Source organism: Caulobacter sp. GW821-FHT10C03 (genome assembly GCF_059415485.1).
On sequence record NZ_JBWKNI010000005.1, the window covers coordinates 253592 to 271800 of the forward strand.

The window sequence follows — 18209 nt, forward strand, 5'->3', positions numbered from 1 at the left end:
CTGGACCGCACCCAAGGTAGCGCTTGCGCTCAAGCTCTCGCGACCAGGCGTCGGCTAGCCGACCGCCGCCGCGCGGGCGAAGGCGTCCAGCGGCACGATCTTGCCGTCGATCCGCACCGGCGCGCGGGCGTCCAGATTCGCGTTCAGCGCCAGGCCGTCGATCGACAGGCCCTTCACGTGCCGCGCCCACAGGCCCCAGGCCGGCGGATCGCCGAACATCCTGGGCTCGGGATAGGCGTCGGCCAGGTCCGGCGGCTCGACGCCCGCCGCCTTGGCCCCGCCCAGGAACGACAGCTCCAACCCCTCCAGCCGCACGTCCTCGATCGGCGCGTCCGGTAGGCCAGCCAGGATCACCGGCAGGTCGGCCCGCGCCTCGGCTCCGGAAAGATTGCGCACCCGCACCCGGCGCAGCGCCCCGGCCTTCGTCCCCTCCGGCCCGCGCAGCCGCGCGCCCAGCCGCAGGAACAGCGGCGCGCTGGTCATCTCGACCAGCCGCACGTCCTCGATCTCGACATCCTCGATGGTCCCGCCGTCGACCGTCTCCAGCGCCAGCCCGCGCGAGCGCTCCAGCAGGCAGTCCTTGATCCGGATGCGGCGGAAGTCGCCGTTGCTCTCGGTGCCGATCTTGATGCGGCCGGTGACCCGGTCCTGGTCCGGCGCGATCGCTTGCGTGCGCCCCAGGCTGCCGTCCAGCACCGTCCCCAGGTCGAAGCCCGAGACGTGGCAGCCCACGATCTCGACGTCTTCCGTCGGCAGGGCCTCGCCCAGGGCCATCGAGGCCTTCAGCACGATGGCGTCGTCGTTGGGGGTGTTGACCCGGCAGTGAGCGATCCGCACCCGCCGGCAGGCGTCGATGTCGAGCCCGTCGCGGTTGGTGTCGATCAACAGGGTCTCGATCGCCAGGTCCTCGCAGCCCGTCGCCAGCAGCGCGAAATGGCCGCCGCGATGGATCGTGAAGCCCGACAGCCGCACGCCTCGGCAACGCTTCAGGGCGATCGACTTGTTGCCCTGGCCGATCATCGCCGCCCGCTCGGGCACCAGCTCGGCCATGGCTTCGGCCGAGAGACCCACCATGCTCAGCGGAAACTCGCCGGCCTGCTGGCGCCAGCGCGAGCCCGGCCCCTCGCGGGTCAGGCCCTCGCCGTCGATGCGGCCCGGACCGACGATGGCGACATCCTCCAGGTCCTCGCCCCAGATCAGGCTGTTGCGCCAATGACTATGACCAAAGTCCTGGTAGAGGTCGTGCGGATTGTCCTCGGGCGGATCATAAGCCCCGCCGTGTCGCGCCGGATCGGCGGCGACCAGCACGCAGCCCTCGTCCAGCTGCAGGGTCACACCGCTGGCCAGCCGGATCGAGAAGCTCAGGTAACGCCCGGCCGGCAGCCGCACGGTCCCGCCGCCGGCTCCGGACGCCGCCACGATGGCGGCGTTGATCGCGTCGGTGTCCAGCGCCTGCCCGTCGCCGACGGCCCCGAAGCTCCGGACGTCGAAGGTCACGTGTAGAGGCCGTGCCGGCGCAGGAACGGCGGCAAGAGCTGAGGCCAGCTCATGTCCAGGCCCTTGGGACCGGTCAGGCCAAAGCCGTGGCCGCCCTTCTCGAACATGTGCAGCTCGCTGGGCACCCCGGCCTTGCGCAGGGCCGAATAGAGAAGCAAGCTGTTGTCGGCCGGCACCACCTTGTCGTCGGCGGCGGTGGCGATGAAGGTCGGCGGCGTGTCGGCCGGCACGTCCAGTTCCAGCGAGATCGCCTTGCGCCGCGCTTCGGAGGCGTCGGCGCCCAGCAGTTCCTTCAGCGAGCCGCCGTGAGCGAACGGCGGCTGCATGGTCACCACCGGATAGAACAGCCCCGCCACCGACGGCCGGGTCGACAGCGTGTCGATGGCGTCGATCGGCGCATAGGTCTGGCGCTTGAACTGGGTCGACAGCCGCCCGGCCAAGTGACCGCCGGCCGAGAAGCCCATGACCCCGACCCGCTCGGGATCCAGGCCCAGCTCGCCGGCCCGCGAGCGGATGATGCGGATGGCCCGCTGGGCGTCCTGCAGGGCCACGTCCGGTCCCGCCGCCCAGCCGTCGGCCGGCAGGCGATAGGTCATGACGAAGGCGGTCACGCCCTGGTCGGCGATCCACTGGTCGATCGCTCCGCCGGCCTTGCTGACCGCCACCCGCACATAGCCGCCGCCCGGGATCATCAGGATCGCCGCGCCATTGGGGTTCTTGGGCCGGCGCATCATCAGCACCGGATCGGTGATGTGCAGGAAGGCCGTGTCGTTGGGATCGCCGCCCGGCGTGCGCAGGATCACCTGCTCCTTGGCCGTGACCTTCTCGCCGCCCGGGGCGTTGCCCGGCCAGATCGGCTGGATCTCCAGCAGCGAGGCGGTCGGCTTCGGAGCCTCAGCGGCGCCTTGCGCCAGGGCCGGGCTGGCGGCGGTCGCGCCGGCCAGGGCCAGGAGGGAGCGACGGTCGATCATCGGATACCTCAATTTCCGCGCAGGGCCGCGCTGCTGCGCGCCGCGCTGGGAGCCATGACGAAGCTGTCGGGCGGGGTCGGCCTGGCCGGATCGAACGATCCGACGTCGGCGCTGAGATGGCGCGCCAGCTCAGGAACGCCCGCCTTGATCCCCTCCACGATGCACCGCGCCAGCTCATAGGCGCCGTAGTTGTCGTGGTGGGTGATGTCCTTGCCGCCGTCGGCGAAGGCCTTGGGCGCCTGCGCCGGCCCCAGGGCCTCGTAGAAGACCTTGCTCATGGCCGCGAGATCAATGACCGGCACGCCCAGTTCCTGGCCTACCGCCAGCACCGCCGCCGGATAGTCGCCATGCGTGTTGATGATCCGCCCCTCGGCGTCGAACCGCCGGCGATGCATCGAGGTCACCAGCACGGGCGTGGCCTTCCTGCGCCGGAACTCGCCGACATAGGCCCTGAGGTAGTCGCGATAGGTCGTGGCCGCCTCGACATAGGTCTGGGGCCAGTTTTCCTTCTGGTCGTTGTGGCCGAACTGGATCAGCGCGAAGTCGCCGGCCCGCGTCTGGCTCAGCACCTTGTCCAGCCGGTGCTCCATCAGGAACGACTTCATCGTCTCGCCGGACTCGGCGTGACTGGCCACCGACACGGTCGGGGCGAAGAACCTGGGCAGCATCTGACCCCAGCCGGCCGCCGGCTCGAAGGGCTGGTCGGTGACCGTGGAGTCGCCCAGCAGGAAGACGCGCGGCACGCTGGCCGGCTCGACGCTCATCCGCGCCACCTTGGGGGCCGGGCCGCAGAACTCGACGGTCAGCCTGTCGTCCCAGTTGGGCGTGCCCTTCTCGCGCGGATTGAGGATCACCTCGGTCCCGCCCGGGGCGTTCTTGGGCGGCGGCGGCAGGGCGGGGTTACGGGTGTTCACGACGAACACCACCTCGCGACGCTCCTTGGCCTTGGTGCGGATCTGCTCGGCCATCAGCCGGCGGGATTCGGCCTTCACGGTCAGGTCGGCGCCGCCGTCCACCTCCAGGGTTACGCGCCAGTCGCCTTCCGGAACCGCGACCGAGAACGAGCGCCCCTCCCCCGGTTCGAAGCCGTAGCCGGCGGCGGGGTCGTACAGGCGATCGGCCGCGACGGCCGTCCAGCCCTCGCGCGGCTTGCTGGTAAAGTCGAATTTGAGGGCGGTCATCGGCGTCTCTCCCGCCAGGGCGGCGGTCGCGGGCGCCAGAATCAGGCCGGCCAGAACGCTGCGTCGCTTCAGCTGCATCCTCGTCGGTCTCCCCCTCGCGCGCGGCTGACGGCCGCCGTTCTTCGCCGGACCATTCCCGAATATCGGCGCTCAGCGCAAGATATTTCACATGCCGCCACATCAAACCAATATGTGGGATAAATAGTGAGACCCGCCGGACCGATCCGACGAAACGCGGCTTGCGACGCATGGGAGGCCCGACTATGTTCCGCGCCGCTTCTCACGGCCACCCCCGTGTCGACAGCGGGCCGGTAGCTCAGTGGTAGAGCATTCGACTTTTAATCGAATGGTCCTGGGTTCGAATCCCAGCCGGCCCACCACCTTCCCTTTGAAATCCAACGTGTTTTGAGTTTCCCCTTCGGGGACCCGGGCGCCCGCGACGCCCCTCCCGCCCAAACTGCGCCTTGGTTCGAGGCCAACTCGGCTCAACCATTCGGAAGCCCCGCTCGATTCGTCTTCAACGGCGGATGACGAGTTGGCTTCAGGCGCGTTAGGGTCACGTCATGCGAAGTCTGCTCCTCCTCGCCGCCGCGCTTCCCCTGCTCGCCGCCTGCGCCAGCACCCGTGAACCGGCCCCGGAGCCGCCGCCCGAAAAGATCCAGACCACGTCCGAGGCCAACAAGGACGGCATCGGCGGCGCGGTGACCGCGCCCCTGCGCGACGTCAACCTGATGCGCACCAAGATCCCGCCCGCCCTGCTGGAGGCCATGCAGGATCCCTACGCCCGGCCCATGCCCTCCAGCTGCGGCCAGCTGACCGCCCTGATCAAGCCGCTCGACGCGGCCCTGGGCATCGACATGGACCAGGTCCCGCCCGGCGAGGACGAGGACCTGATGGACCGGGGCCGCAAGGCCGCCGGCGACGCCGCCCTCGGCGCCATGGCCAGCGCCGCCCAGGACCTGATCCCGATGCGCGGCTGGGTCCGCAAGCTGACCGGCGCCGAAAAGCACGACCGCCTCGTCCAGTCGGCCATGGCCTCAGGCGCCGTGCGCCGCGCCTATCTCAAGGGCCTGGGCGAAGCGCGCGGCTGCATGCCGCCGGCCACGCCCCAGCACCGCGGCGAGCCCCAGCCCGAGCCCAAGAAGCGCCGCTTCCCGTTCATGGGCGGCAATGACGCTCCCCCGCCCCCGCCGCCCAAGCCGGCGCCCTCGGTGGTCGGCCCAACGGTCGAGCCCATCCCCGACGTCCACGCCCCCCCGGCCGAACCCACGCCGGCCGAAACCGCCAAGGCCAAACGCAAACCCCGCTACCCCGTGGTCCCGGCCGCCCCGACCCCGGTGCAGCCCGCGCCGCCGACGGGTCCGCAGGGACCGGTGGGGTAGGACCCTACCCCTCTAGGAGGGTGTCGCGGAGCGGCGGAGGGGGAGCGCCCCTCTCCCCCGTAAAATCCCCGCGAAAGCGGGGACCCAGGTGTTTTATCGTCGAGCGCCGCGGGTTTCAGAAAAAGCCTGGGCCCCCGCTTTTGCGGGGATTTTACGGAGATGAGGGCTGACGGGGATTGTCGGGCGTCTATCCCCCGTGACCTCAGACCAAACCCCAACCAATCCAGCCGCTTACAACTTTCTCAGCGCTCTGGATCAGACGCGCTGAAACCCGCTGCATAATCAGAGCTGTCCCGTCGCAGGGAGAGGGCGCAAGGATCCGGCCCGAAGCGTGCGACGGTGATGCGATCGAGCGGGTGAGAAGGCGGGGGACGTAAACCCGCCTATCGGTTGGTCCGTCGGTATGGACCTCCGCCCGTCCAAGGGTTCGCGCCCTGACGCACTTCTGGCCGCATGAACGGGGGAGCCTTGCGCGGGGAAGGGGTGAAGGGCGGAAGAGGCCCGCGCGCCCCGGCCTGAGGCACAACGATCGCGCGGGGCTTCCAGCTTCGTCGAAACGGTATTACACAATCAGCTCCGGGCGAGGCCCGGACGCCCCGCGCCCTCTCCGATCAACTCGTAGCGAAAGCGCGAGGACGAACCGCCGTGCTTACCCCCTCAGTCGCTCCGCGACAGCTCCCCCAGAGGGGGAGCATCTTGAAGAGCGCCGCGCTGGCCAGATCCTCCCCCTCTGGGGGAGGTGGCCCGGAGGGCCGGAGGGGGGTCCGCCGCCAGGCGTCAGCCGCCCTTCTGCCGCGCCGCGAACTCGCGGCGGAACTGCTCGAACCGCCCTTCGGCGATCGCGGCGCGCATGGCCGCCGTCAGGGCCTGGAAGAAGGCGATGTTGTGCCACGACAGCAGCACCTGGCCGAGGATCTCCTCGGCCTTGAACAGGTGGCGCAGATAGGCCTTGGAGTAGTCGCGGCTGGCCGGGCAGTCGCTGGTCGGATCCAGCGGGCTCTCGTCCTCGGCGAAGCGGGCGTTCTTGATGTTGATCGCCCCGTCCCAGGTCCAGGCCTGGCCGTGGCGGCCCGAACGCGTCGGCAGCACGCAGTCGAACATGTCGACGCCGCGCGCCACGGCTTCCACCAGGTCGATCGGCTTGCCCACGCCCATCAGGTAGCGCGGCTTGTCGACCGGCAGCAGGCCGGGTGCGTAGTCCAAGACCTCGCACATCGCCTCGTGGCCCTCGCCCACTGCCAGACCGCCGATGGCGTAGCCGTCGAAGCCGATCTCCTGCAGGCGCTCCGAGGACTCGCGGCGCAGGTTCTCGAAGGTCGAGCCCTGCTGGATGCCGAACAGCGCCTGCGTATCGCGCGTCCCGAACGCCGTCTTCGAGCGCAGGCCCCAGCGCGCCGACAGCTCCATGCCCTGGCGCGCCCTGGCCTCTTCCGCCGGCCAGGCCACGCATTCGTCCAGCTGCATGACGATGTCGCTGCCCAGCAGGTCGGCCTGGATCTCCATCGACCGCTCCGGGGAAAGCACGTGCTTGGTACCGTCGATATGGCTGGCGAAGGTCACCGCCTCTTCGGTGACCTTGCTGATCCCCGACAGGCTCATCACCTGGAAGCCGCCGCTGTCGGTCAGGATCGGCTTGTCCCAGCGCATGAACTTGTGCAGCCCGCCCAGGCGCTTCACCCGCTCGGCCGTCGGCCGCAGCATCAGGTGATAGGTGTTGCCCAGGATGATGTCGGCGCCGGTTTCCTTGACCTGGTCGACCGTCAGGGCCTTCACCGTGCCGGCCGTGCCCACCGGCATGAAGGCCGGGGTGCGGATGTCCCCGCGCGGGGTCTTCAGCACGCCCGTGCGGGCCTTGCCGTCCGTGGCTTGGATCTCGAAGGGGAAGGCGGCCATCTAGACGGTCTCTGGTTCGGCGCGGAACAGCAGCGAGCCGTCCCCATAGGAATAGAAGCGATAGCCCGTCGATATGGCGTGCTCATAGGCCGCGCGCATCGCCTGCCGCCCCGCGAAGGCGCTGACCAGCATGAACAGGGTCGACTTGGGCAGGTGGAAATTGGTCATCAGCACGTCAACCGCCCGGAAGCGGTAGCCCGGCGTGATGAAGATCGCCGTCTCGTCGGCGAACGGCCTGATCACCCCGTCCTCGCCGGTGGCGCTCTCGATCAGCCGCAGACTGGTGGTGCCCACGCAGACGATACGCCCGCCGGCGGCGTGCACGGCGTTCAGGGCGTCGGCCGTCTGCGCGGAGACCTCGCCGAATTCGGCGTGCATCTTGTGCTCCGAAACCTCGTCAGTCTTCACCGGCAGGAAGGTGCCCGCGCCCACGTGCAGGGTGACAAAGTGCAGCGAGACGCCCTTGGCCTTCAGCGCTTCCAGCAGGCCTGGCGTGAAGTGCAGGCCCGCCGTCGGCGCGGCCACCGAGCCGTCCTCGCGGGCGTAGACGGTCTGGTAGTCGGCGCGGTCGCGGTCGTCCTCCGCCCGCTTGGCGGCGATGTAGGGCGGCAACGGCATCATCCCATGCCGGGCGATGCCGATGTCGAGGTCCGGCCCCGACAGGTCGAAGGCCAGCACGACCTCGCCGCCCTCGTGCTTCTCGACAACGGTCGCGTCCAGCCGCTCGGCCTCGCAGGGCGTCGAGCCCTGGGCGGCGAAAGCCACGCGGTCGCCGGCCTTCAACCGCTTGCCCGGGCGCATAAAGGCGCTCCAACGGTCCGGCGCGATGCGGCGATGCAGGGTGGCCTCGACGGCGACGGGCGTACCGTCGGCCCCGCCGGTCGTGCGTCCCTCGCGCAGGCCCGACAGACGGGCCGGGATCACGCGGGTGTCGTTGAACACCAGGGCGTCGCCGGGGCGCAGGAAATCGGGCAGCTCGCGGACGATGTGGTCCGCCAGCCCCTGCCCCGGACGCACGACGAGAAAGCGCGCGCTGTCGCGCGGCTCGGCCGGGCGCAGGGCGATGCTGTCGTCGGGAAGGTCGAAGTCGAAGTCGGAAAGGCGCATGGGCCGGCTTCAAGGCCACGAAGGGGCGGCGAGGTCAAGGCGCGCGGCCGCCGCACGGCGCCCGGCGACCGTGCAACCGCCTTTCCAAAGGCCAGGATCGTCGGCCGGCTTACACAGCCGTCGCCAAGCCATGCTAAGGCATGGGGCATGCAACTGATCCTGCACCTCGTCCGGCTTTTCTTCCGCGGCGGCGCCCTGATGCTGGTCCTGCTGGCCCTGACGCTGGGCCTGACGGGGCTGGCCGGCGCCTTCAGCGACCGCCTGGACATCTCCAACCACTTCGCCCCGATCTGGCTGGTGCTGGCCCTGGCCGGCGCCCTGGTCGGCGCGGTCGTCTCGCGGCGAAGCGAGCGCTGGGCCATCGTCGCGATGGGCGTCCTGGCCCTGCTGGCCCATGGCGGCCTGATGGCGCCCGAACTGATCGCCGCCCAGACCCGCAAGGCCGATCCCGGTCCCGCGACGCTGAAGATCGTCCAGTTCAACGCCTGGGCCTCCAACGACGACCCGACCGAGGCCCTCGAATGGGTGCTGGCCCAGGATCCCGACGTGCTGTTCGTCGAGGAGGGCGGCGGCAGCGCCTGGGCCCTGGTCGGCCCGCTGCGCCGGCTCTATCCGTTCGTCGTCTCGTGCGTGGGCAACACCCGGCCCTGCGACACCTGGATCTTCAGCAAGAAGAAGATGGTCGCCCGGGGCGGCGTCTATGACCGCGACCGGCCGTTCTCGGCCGCCTGGGCCACCCTGGCCGACCCGAAGGGGCCGTTCACCGTGGTCGCCACCCACTATGTCTGGCCGATCCCCGCCGGCCGCCAGCAGGTGCAGACCCGTCGCCTGGCCGAGATGCTGGGCGGCTTCGACAAGCGGGCGATGATCGTCGCCGGCGACTTCAACTCCACACCCTGGTCGTGGAGCCTGCGCCGCCAGGACAAGCTTTTCGGCCTGGAGCGGCGGACCCTGGCCCTGGCCTCCTGGCCCTCTGGCGCCTTCACCCGGCTGTTCAAGGCCCCCTTCCCGTTCATGCCCATCGACCACGTCTATGCGGGCAAGGACTGGAAGACGGTCTCGGTCAAGCGCGGCCCGCACCTGGGTTCGGACCACCGGCCGGTGGTGATCCTGCTCAAGCGGAGCTGAGCGCGGCGACCTCGTCGGCCAGGTTGCGGCGGGCCGCGGCGTCCAGCGCCTGCGCGAAGCCGGAGTCGGGAAACAGTGTCGGCGCGGCCAGGAAGCTTTCCAGCACCCGCGCCCGGCCCGCCCGATAGAGGTCTTCGGGCACGGCGGCGTACTCCTCGCGGATGGCCCGGGCATAGTCGGCATAGACCCTTGGCGACGCGCCCAGGATCGACAGGTCGATCGAGACCAACAGCGCGCCCAGCCGGTCACCGGGCTCGACCGTGTGGCCCTTGGTCAGCAGGATCAGCCGCTCGATCTCGGCGATGTCGGCTTCCGGGACGCCCGTGGCGACCATGGCCTGGCGCGCCAGCTCGGCGCTCCGGGCCTCGTTGTCGGGTCTAAGCGGGTCGTAGACCGCGTCGTGCCACCAGATCGCCTGCGCCAGGAGCTCGCGCTCATGCGGATCCAGGTCCGGCAGCGCCGCCAGCCTCGCCAGGCAGTCCTCGATATGGACCAGCGTGTGATAGCGCCGATGAGGCTCCTGGTAGGCCTCGCGCGGGAGGGAAGGATAGACGGTCATGCCGCCTCCAAAGAAAAGGGCCCCTCCGTTTCCGAAGGGGCCCTCTTTGACTTAGGCGTCGGCGGCGATCTTGGCGCTGACGATCTTGCCCGGCGCGCGGGGCGGCTCGCCCTTCGGCAGGCTGTCGACGTGCTCCATGCCTTCGCTGACCACGCCCCAGACGGTGTACTGCTTGTCGAGGAAGGTGGCGTCGTCGAAGACGATGAAGAACTGGCTGTTGGCCGAGTTCGGATCCGGCGTGCGGGCCATCGAGCAGACGCCGCGGACGTGCGGCTCGGCCGAGAACTCGGCCTTCAGGTCGGGCTTGGACGAACCGCCGCGGCCGGTGCCGGTCGGGTCGCCGCCCTGGGCCATGAAGCCCGGGATCACGCGGTGGAAGACGACGCCGTCATAGAAGCCCTCGCGGACCAGTTCCTTGATCCGCTCGACGTGGCCGGGCGCCAGGTCGGGACGCAGGGTGATGGTGACCGGGCCGGTCTCCAGCGTCAGGATCAGGGTGTTTTCGAGGTCAGCCGACATGGTCGTCCCTTCGGAGTGGAATATTGGGCGCTCTTTAGCCCGTCGAACAGCGGCTGTGAACCAGCCGGTTACCGAACCTCGACGGGAACCTCGAGGTCGCAGACCGAGAAATCCGCGCCGCGCGCCTTGCGAACGGCGGCGATCTGGCCCTGGAACCAGGCGCCCTTCGGGTCGATCACCTTCACCTTCGGGCGCTCGGCCTCGGGGATGTCGGCCAGCAACCGCACCGTGGTCATCTCGTCCTGCGGATCGGCCACCGGCTCGCCGGTCTTGATCGCCCGCACCACGTCGAGGCCCGAGATCACCCGGCCGAAGGCCGTGTAGCGCTTGTCCAGCGACGGATAGGGCTGGCGCATCAGGAAGAACTGGCTGTTGGCGCTGTCGGGCGCGTCGTCGCGGGCCATGCCGACCACGCCCGGGCAATAGGTGCCCCAGGCGGCGACCTTCTTGTCGCTGGTCATGGTGCTCCAGGCCCAGCCCTGGCTGACCACCGGCAACGACTTCAGGAAGCCCACCTCAGTCCCCGCCGGCGAGGCGGCGACGACGAACGGCAGGTCCTGGTCGCGGCGGAAGGTGAACTCGGCCTTCAGGTTGGGCTTGTCGGTATTGCCCTGCCCGGTGTCCTCCGGATCGCCGGTCTGGGCCATGAACCGGTCGATGACCCGGAAGAAGGTGCGACGGTCATAGACGCCGGCCCGGGTCAGCTCCTGCAGGCGCGCCACATGGGCGGGCGCGACCTCGGGGATCAGCTCGACCAGGATGCGGCCGCGATTGGTGTCGATCACCATCACCGTTTCCGGCGCCGGCGCGCGCCAGTCGGCGGCCTTGGGACCGGAAGCCGCCACGACCGCGACCGCCTTGGCCCGCTTGGCCTTGGACGCGGCCTGCGCCCCCGGGACGACCGCCGCGAAGGCGGCCAGGGAGACGGCGGCGACGGCGATCGGCAGGCGCATCAGGACCTCGGCTTACTTGCTGACCTTGGCGGGCACTTCCACGTCGCAGATGTTGAAGCCGACGCCAAGCTCAGCCTGACGTTTCTTCAGCACTTCGGCGAAGGCAGCGCTGCGGGTGTCCATCACCTGCACGGTCGGGCGCTTGTCGGCCGGGATGTCGGCCAGCACCTTCACGCTGATCATCTTGTCCTGCGGATCGGCCACGGGCTCGCCGGCCTTGATGGCCCGCGCCACGTCGAGGCCCGACAGAATACGGCCGAAGGCGGTGTAGGTCTTGTCCAGCGACGGGTAGTGCTGGCGCATGAAGAAGAACTGGCTGTTAGCGCTGTTGGGATCGCCGGCGCGGGCCATGCCCAGCACGCCGGGGCAGAAGTTCCCCCACGCCTGCACCTTGCCGTCGGCGGTCATGGCCGCCAGCATCGACGACTGGCTGGTCACGGCCAGCGGCCCCACGAAGCCGGTCTCCAGCGAGCCGAGCTTGCCGGCCGGCACGAACGAACCACCGGTGCCGGCGCGGCGGAAGGTGAACTCGGCCGTCAGATCCGGCTTGTCGGAGCCGCCGGTGCCGTCGTTCTTAGGATCGCCCGTCTGGGCCATGAAGGTGTCGATGACGCGGAAGAAGGTCAGGCCGTCGTAGAAGCCGGCCCGGGCCAGTTCGCGCACCCGTTCGACGTGGCCGGGCGCGGCTTCGGGAACCAGCTCGGCGACGATGCGGCCCTTGTTGGTCTCGACCACCAGCACGTTCTGCGGGTCGGGCGTGCGCCATTCGGCGACTTGGCCAGCGACTTGAGCCGACGCGGCGATGGGCGCGGCCGAGGCCGAAACGAGCGCCAGGGCGGCGACGCCGAGAACGCGGAACGCAGACTTCATGGATTTCCCCGAACAGATCTCCCGCTCCGCGTTAAAGCGCGCGAAGCGGTACGACAAGCGCTGCCGATATGCGCCGACGATTTCGACGACTTGTGGGCGGCCCCACAATCCTTCTCCCCTTGCGGGAGAAGGTGGCGGCCGAAGGCCGTCGGATGAGGGGTCGCGCGGACGGTTCTGAGAGCCCCCTCACCCGACCTCGCTCCGCGAGGCCACCTCCCCCTTCAGGGAGAGGGGCGTCAGCGGTTCTTGATCTTCCCGATCAGTTCGGCCGCCACGCCGGGCGTGACGAACTTGCCGACTTCGCCGTCGAGGGAGGCGATCTCCTTGACCAGGCGGGAGGCGATGGCCTGGTGGCGCGGGTCGGCCATCAGGAAGACGGTCTCGATCTCGCGATCCATCTGCTGGTTCATCGCCGTCATCTGGAATTCGTACTCGAAGTCGGCCACCGCCCGCAGGCCGCGGACGATCATCTGGGCGCCGACTTCGCGGGCGAAGTGGATCAGCAGGCTGTCGAACGGCCGGACCTCGATCACCGCGCCGCCCAGATGGGCCGTCTCGCGCTGCAGCATGGCGACCCGCTCTTCGAGCGTGAACAGGGGGTTCTTGCCGATGTTCACAGCCACCCCGATGACCAGATGGTCGACCAGCTTGACCGCTCGACCGATGATGTCGAGGTGACCGTTGGTGACCGGGTCGAACGTCCCGGGATAGAGGCCAATGCGCATGAAACCCCCTGCGTCCTCTGACTTACGGGGTCTCATCCGCCCCGCTTGCGTCGCCTTGCCCTTCGTCGCCGCCGGCTTCCGCCAGACGCTCGACGCTCACGACATGCTCGTCTGCCGCCGTGCGGAAGACGGTTACGCCCTGAGTATTCCGCGCCGCAACACGAATTTGCGTGACGGGGCACCGTATCAGTTGACCGGCGTCGGTCACCAGCAGGATTTGGTCGCTCTCCTCGACGGGGAACGAGCCCACCAGCTTGCCGCCGCGCTTGCTCAGATCCTGGGCCGCCAGGCCCTGGCCGCCACGACCCGTGCGACGGAAGTCATAGGCGCTGGTGCGCTTGCCATAGCCTTCCGACGAGATCGTCAGGATGATCTCCTCGGCCGCGCCCAGTTCGGCGATGCGCTCGACCGACAGGCTGGTTTCGTCGGCCTCTTCCTCGGTCTCCTCCGGCGCCGGGGCGTCTTCGCCCTCCTCGCCCGAGGCGGCGCGCAGCAGGGCGCGCTGGTGCTTGAGATAGGCGGCGCGTTCGGCCGGGGTGGCCGCGACGCTGCGCAGCACGGCCATGGAGATGACGGTGTCGCCGTCGGCCAGCTTCACGCCACGCACGCCGGTGGAATCGCGGCTGGCGAACACACGCACCTCTTCGACCGAGAAGCGAATGCAGCGGCCGGCGGCCGTGGTCAGCAGCACGTCCTGGTCGGCGTTGCAGACCGACACGCCGACAATGCCGTCGCCGTCATCGAGCTTCATGGCGATCTTGCCGTTGCGGCGGACATCGACGAAGTCCGACAGCTTGTTGCGGCGGACGCTGCCCGAGCGGGTGGCGAACATCACGTCCAGGCCGTCCCAGGTGGCTTCGTCCTCGGGCAGGGTCAGGATCGAGGTGATGGTCTCGCCCGGCTCGATCGGCAGCAGGTTCACGAACGCCTTGCCGCGCGAGTTGGCGGCGCCCAGCGGCAGCCTCCAGACCTTCAGCTTGTAGACCTTGCCGCCCGAGGTGAAGAACAGCAGCGGCGCGTGGGTCGAGGCCGAGAACACGCGGGTGACGGCGTCCTCGTCCTTGGTCGCCATGCCCGACTTGCCTTTGCCGCCCCGGTGCTGGGTGCGGTAGTTGGCCAGCGGCGTGCGCTTGACGTAGCCGCCCATGGTGACGGTGATGACCATGTCCTCGCGGACGATCAGGTCCTCGTCTTCCATGTCGGCGTCGCCGTCGACGATCTGGCAGCGGCGCGGAATGGCGAACCTGTCCTTCACCTCGACCAGCTCCTCGCGGACCACGGCCATGATGTTGGCGCGGTCGGAGAGCAGTTCGAGATAGCCGCGGATGGCGTCGGACAGGCTCGCGGCTTCGTTGCCGATCTCGTCACGGCCAAGGCCGGTCAGGCGCGACAGGGTCAGCGCGAGAATGGCGCGGGCCTGCTCGTCGGTCAGGCGGATCAGGCCGCCGTCTTCCTGCACGGTGCGCGGGTCGGCGATCAGATCGACCAGGGGCAGCATGTCGCCGGCCGGCCAGGCCTTGGCCACCAGGCGCTCGCGCGCCTCGGCCGGGTCCTTCGACGAGCGGATGATGTGGATGAACTCGTCGATATTGGCGACCGCAATGGCCAGACCGACCAAGACGTGGCCGCGGTCACGGGCCTTGCCGAGTTCGAACTTGGTGCGGCGGACAACGACTTCCTCGCGGAACTCGACAAACACCTCGAGCAGCTTGCGCAGGCCCATCTGCTCGGGACGGCCGCGGTTCAGGGCCAGCATGTTGACGCCGAACGAGCTTTGCAGCGCCGTGAAGCGGTAGAGCTGGTTGAGGATCACCTCGCCCGAGGCGTCGCGCTTCAGTTCCACCACGATGCGCATGCCGTCGCGGTTGGACTCGTCGCGGATGTCGGAGACGCCCTCGATCTTCTTGTCGCGGACCAGCTCGGCGATGTGCTCGACGAGGTTGGCCTTGTTCACCTGATACGGGATCTCGGTGATGATGATGGCTTCGCGGCCTGTGCGGATCTCGTCGACCGAGGCCACGCCGCGCATGATCACCGAGCCACGGCCGGTCAGCAGCGCCTGGCGCGGGGCGGCCCGGCCGATGATCTCGCCGCCGGTCGGGAAGTCCGGACCCGGCACGAGATCGAGCAGTTGGTCGGTCGTCGCGTCCGGCTCGTCGATCAGCAGCAGGCAGGCGTCTATGACTTCGCCCAGATTGTGCGGCGGGATGTTGGTGGCCATGCCGACGGCGATGCCGCCCGCGCCATTGACCAGCAGGTTGGGGATCCGCGACGGCAGGACGGTGGGTTCCTGCTCCTTGCCGTCGTAGTTGTCGGCGAAGTCGACGGTGTTCTTGTCGAGGTCGGCCAGCAGCGACATGGCCGGCGGCGCCATGCGGCACTCGGTGTATCGCATGGCCGCGGGCATATCGCCGTCGACCGAGCCGAAGTTGCCCTGGCCGTCGATGAGCACCAGGCCCATCGAGAACGACTGCGTCATGCGCACCAGGGTGAAGTAGATCGAGGCGTCGCCGTGCGGGTGATACTTACCCATGACGTCACCGACGACGCGGGCCGACTTGACGTACGGGCGCTCGGGCGTCTGGCCCTGCTCGTGCATCGAGAACAGCACGCGACGGTGCACCGGCTTGAGGCCGTCGCGCGCGTCCGGCAGGGCGCGGCTGACGATCACGCTCATCGCGTAGTCGAGATACGAACGGCGCAGTTCGTCCTCGATGTTGATCGGGGCGATGTCTCCGCGCGGCCCTTCAGGGGGCAGAGTGTTTTGATCGTCGCTCAAGGGGATTTTTCGCCGTCAGAATCGAACACGGAACAGTCGGAAACAGTTAGCATTCCACCACGGACGGCGCCACCTTCGCGGCCCCATGCGTCCCTTTGATTGCAGGAGCAGTTTCATGCGTCTGACCGCCCTTTTCCTGGCCGCCGGCCTCGTCGCCGCCACCGCGGCCTCCGCCGCCGAAGCGCCCGCCACGGCGACCGCCGACATCAAGGGCGCTGATGGCAAGTCGATCGGCACGGCGACGCTCACCGAAGGGCCGCGCGGCGTGCTGCTGCGCATCGAGGCCAAGGGCCTGACGCCGGGCTGGCACGGCCTGCATTTCCACGAGAAGGGCGACTGCGGAACGCCGGACTTCAAGTCGGCCGGCGCCCACGTTCACGCGGCGACCACCGTGGTCCACGGCCTGCTGAACGCCGAAGGCAACGACAATGGCGACCTACCCAACCTGCATGCCGGGGCCGATGGCGTGGCGAGCGCCGAGTTCTTCTCGCAGCTCGTCTCGCTGAAGGGCGGGCGCGGCCGCCCGGCCCTGCTGGACGCCGACGGCTCGGCCATCGTCATCCACGCCAGCCCCGACGACTACACCAGCCAGCCGATCGGCGGCGCCGGCGCGCGCAGCGCCTGCGGGGTGGTGAAGTAGACCTCCCCTCCCCCGGCTCCCGGGTGGAAACAAGAACGGCCTCCGGATCGCTCCGGAGGCCGTTGTCGTATGGGCTTGAAGCCGCTGCTTAGCGCGGCAGCACCAAGGCGGGGTCGACCGGCTTGGCCTTGTCCTTCGGGGTCGGGGCGAAGCGAACCTCGAAGTGCAGCATGGGTTCCGGAGCGTCGCCCGTCTGGCCGACCGTGCCGAGCTGTTCGCCCTGGGCGATCGCCTGGCGCATCTTGACGCTGGTCGTGGACAGGTGGGCGTAGGCCGTCACCCACCCGTCGGCGTGCTTGATCAGGACGAGATTGCCGAAGCCCGGCACCTGGTTGCCGGCATAGACCACGTCGCCGGCGGCGGCGGCCTTGACCGGCGTGCCGACCGGGGCGCGGATGTCCAGGCCGTCGAAGCGCTGACCCGGGCCCTTGGGACCGTAGGCGTTGATCATGTCGCCGCGCAGCGGCCAGACGAAGCGGCCACGGCCGGCGGCGGCGATCTCGGCCTCGGTCGGCGGAGCGCTGCTCTCGATGATCGGGCGCGACGGAGCCGACGGCGGCGTCACCGGCAGGGCCGACACCGGAGCGCTCGGGCGCGAATAGGTGGTCGACGGGGTCGAACCCGACGGCGTGTAGGGACGCGGCGCCGACGGCAGGCCGGTGGTCGGCGGCGAGCTGGCCGGCGCCTGGGCCGTCGTGGTCGAACCGGCGGGACGCGGCGCGGGCGTGGTCACCGTCGTACGGATCGGACCCCGGTCCTTGTAGCCGTCGGGCAGAACGACCTTCTGGCCCTTTTTGAGCGACGCGCCGGCGCGCAGGTTGTTTTCCTTGGACAGCGCCGAGACGCTGACGTTGAAGCGCTTGGCGACGCCAGCCAGGGTGTCGCCGCTTTCGGCCACATAGGCCTTGTCGGTGGTGGCCGGGCCTTTCAGCTTCTGGCCCGGACGGATGACGTAAGGGGCCTTCAGGTCGTTGTCCTCGACCAGGTCCTTGCGGGTGGTGCCGAGGTCGCGGGCGATGGAGTCGATGGCGTCGCCGGACTTCACCGTGTGGATCTTGGGCTTGCCGGCCACCTCGATCACCTTGCCGGCGATGGAGACGGTCGTCGTCGTCGTGGCGGCCGGGGTCGGCTCGGGCTCGCGCTCGGCGACGACAGGACGCGACGGCGGCGGCGTGGACGGACGCGAAGAACCGATCGGCGGGGCCGAATAGGTCGGCGCGGGCCCGGCGCCGGCCAGCGAGGTCGAGCCTCCGGGAACCGGCTGCATCACCGTGGTCTTGGCCGGACCCTTGTCCTTGTAACCCTGCGGCAGGCGGATCTTCTGCCCGGCGCGGATCGAGGCGCCCGACGACAGGTCGTTCTCCTCGGCCAAGGCGGCCGGGGTGACGCTGAAGCGGCGGGAGATCGAGCTCAGGGTGTCGCCGCTCTCGACGACATAGGCTTTCGCCTTGGTCGACTTGCCCTTCAGTTTCTGGCCGGGCTTCAGACGATAGGGCTCATCGAGGTCGTTCAGCTTGGCCAGCTCGGCGCGCGCCAGGCCCATCTTGCGGCCGACGGCGTCGAGACCCTCGCCCGACTTGACGACATAGGTCTCCGGCGCGCCGCCGACGTCGACGACCTTGCCGTTCGTCGTGGTGACCACGACCGGGCGCAGGGCGGGCTGGGCGGGCGGCTGGTGCTGCACGGGCGCCGGCAGCGGACGGCTGTCGGCCGGCGGCGGGGGCGGCGGCGGAATCTCGGCGGTCGCCACCGGAGCCAGCGGCTGGCTCGACACGGCGCCGGCACCGACCGGGGCGGTCACCGGCGGGGCGTCGTCCTCAGGCGGCGGAGCCTGGGTCGGAGGCGGCGTCTGGGCGGCCGGCGGAGCCTGGACGACGGGCGGGCTGACGCCCTCGCTGGCGCGGGTGGGATACTGCGCACCGGTCGTCTCGCAGGCCGCGAGCGTTCCAGCCGTCAGGGCGATGACCGCCGCTTGCGTCCACAACTGCCTCATGACCTCTCCTTT

15 protein-coding genes and 1 tRNA gene are annotated in these 18209 nt (G+C 69.6%); 4 read left to right on the forward strand and 12 right to left on the reverse strand.

Going from position 1 to position 18209, the window contains the following annotated elements; all coding sequences use genetic code 11:
* Window positions 1-54: 54 nt before the first annotated feature.
* Genes AC07NG_RS08815 through AC07NG_RS08825 form a run of 3 tightly spaced genes read right to left on the reverse strand, consistent with a single transcriptional unit; the run spans window position 55 to window position 3727 of the window.
* Window positions 55-1497, reverse strand: coding sequence for a rhamnogalacturonidase (locus AC07NG_RS08815; RefSeq protein ID WP_494593386.1), 1443 nt, complete (start codon window positions 1495-1497; stop codon window positions 55-57).
* The gene (locus AC07NG_RS08820; RefSeq protein WP_494593388.1) at window positions 1494-2468 is read right to left on the reverse strand and encodes an alpha/beta hydrolase; all 975 of its coding nucleotides are present in this window, start codon (window positions 2466-2468) and stop codon (window positions 1494-1496) included. The genes AC07NG_RS08815 and AC07NG_RS08820 overlap by 4 nt, the downstream gene beginning before the upstream one ends.
* An 8-nt stretch (window positions 2469-2476) precedes the next feature.
* Entirely contained in the window at window positions 2477-3727 is a 1251-nt protein-coding gene (locus AC07NG_RS08825) for a rhamnogalacturonan acetylesterase (RefSeq protein WP_494593390.1), read from the reverse strand.
* A gap of 227 nt (window positions 3728-3954) precedes the next feature.
* Between AC07NG_RS08825 and AC07NG_RS08830 the strand changes: the two genes are divergently transcribed.
* Both AC07NG_RS08830 and AC07NG_RS08835 read left to right on the forward strand, forming a co-directional pair.
* Window positions 3955-4029 (forward strand) — tRNA-Lys (locus AC07NG_RS08830).
* A 183-nt stretch (window positions 4030-4212) separates the two neighbouring features.
* Window positions 4213-5031, forward strand: a complete 819-nt coding sequence (locus tag AC07NG_RS08835) for a hypothetical protein (RefSeq protein ID WP_494593392.1) — start codon at window positions 4213-4215, stop codon at window positions 5029-5031.
* A 777-nt stretch (window positions 5032-5808) separates the two neighbouring features.
* Here the strand turns inward: AC07NG_RS08835 and tgt are convergent.
* Window positions 5809-6924, reverse strand: coding sequence for a tRNA guanosine(34) transglycosylase Tgt (gene tgt / locus AC07NG_RS08840; RefSeq protein WP_494593394.1), 1116 nt, complete (start codon window positions 6922-6924; stop codon window positions 5809-5811).
* On the reverse strand, window positions 6925-8031 hold the full coding sequence (gene queA, locus AC07NG_RS08845) for a tRNA preQ1(34) S-adenosylmethionine ribosyltransferase-isomerase QueA (protein ID WP_494593396.1): 1107 nt from the start codon (window positions 8029-8031) through the stop codon (window positions 6925-6927).
* A 147-nt stretch (window positions 8032-8178) separates the two neighbouring features.
* Here queA and AC07NG_RS08850 point away from each other — a divergent pair, with 147 nt between their 5' ends.
* Window positions 8179-9159, forward strand: coding sequence for an endonuclease/exonuclease/phosphatase family protein (locus AC07NG_RS08850; protein ID WP_492856005.1), 981 nt, complete (start codon window positions 8179-8181; stop codon window positions 9157-9159).
* Here the strand turns inward: AC07NG_RS08850 and AC07NG_RS08855 are convergent.
* The 6 genes from AC07NG_RS08855 to gyrA all read right to left on the reverse strand — a co-directional run bounded on the left by AC07NG_RS08855 (window position 9146) and on the right by gyrA (window position 15564).
* Window positions 9146-9718 (reverse strand): HD domain-containing protein, encoded by a 573-nt coding sequence (locus AC07NG_RS08855; RefSeq protein WP_494593398.1) that lies wholly within the window; start codon window positions 9716-9718, stop codon window positions 9146-9148. The two genes, AC07NG_RS08850 and AC07NG_RS08855, sit on opposite strands and share 14 nt — an antisense overlap.
* Before the next feature lie 51 nt (window positions 9719-9769).
* Complete coding sequence (locus AC07NG_RS08860; RefSeq protein ID WP_110120902.1) at window positions 9770-10237, reverse strand: peptidylprolyl isomerase; 468 nt, start codon at window positions 10235-10237, stop codon at window positions 9770-9772.
* A 68-nt stretch (window positions 10238-10305) separates the two neighbouring features.
* Window positions 10306-11190, reverse strand: a complete 885-nt coding sequence (locus AC07NG_RS08865; RefSeq protein WP_492856003.1) for a peptidylprolyl isomerase — start codon at window positions 11188-11190, stop codon at window positions 10306-10308.
* 12 nt (window positions 11191-11202) lie between these two features.
* Entirely contained in the window at window positions 11203-12060 is an 858-nt protein-coding gene (locus AC07NG_RS08870; protein WP_494593400.1) for a peptidylprolyl isomerase, read from the reverse strand.
* A gap of 236 nt (window positions 12061-12296) precedes the next feature.
* Window positions 12297-12785, reverse strand: coding sequence for a pantetheine-phosphate adenylyltransferase (gene coaD, locus AC07NG_RS08875; RefSeq protein ID WP_110120905.1), 489 nt, complete (start codon window positions 12783-12785; stop codon window positions 12297-12299).
* Between the two features lie 22 nt (window positions 12786-12807).
* Window positions 12808-15564: a DNA gyrase subunit A gene (gene gyrA, locus AC07NG_RS08880; RefSeq protein ID WP_494593402.1), complete on the reverse strand. Its 2757-nt coding sequence runs from the start codon at window positions 15562-15564 to the stop codon at window positions 12808-12810.
* Between the two features lie 115 nt (window positions 15565-15679).
* On the opposite strand from gyrA, the gene sodC reads away from it, so the two are divergent.
* Window positions 15680-16204, forward strand: coding sequence for a superoxide dismutase[Cu-Zn] (sodC, locus tag AC07NG_RS08885; RefSeq protein WP_110120907.1), 525 nt, complete (start codon window positions 15680-15682; stop codon window positions 16202-16204).
* Between the two features lie 88 nt (window positions 16205-16292).
* Here the strand turns inward: sodC and AC07NG_RS08890 are convergent, their stop codons facing one another.
* The gene (locus tag AC07NG_RS08890; protein ID WP_494593405.1) at window positions 16293-18197 is read right to left on the reverse strand and encodes a LysM peptidoglycan-binding domain-containing protein; all 1905 of its coding nucleotides are present in this window, start codon (window positions 18195-18197) and stop codon (window positions 16293-16295) included.
* Window positions 18198-18209 lie beyond the last annotated feature (12 nt).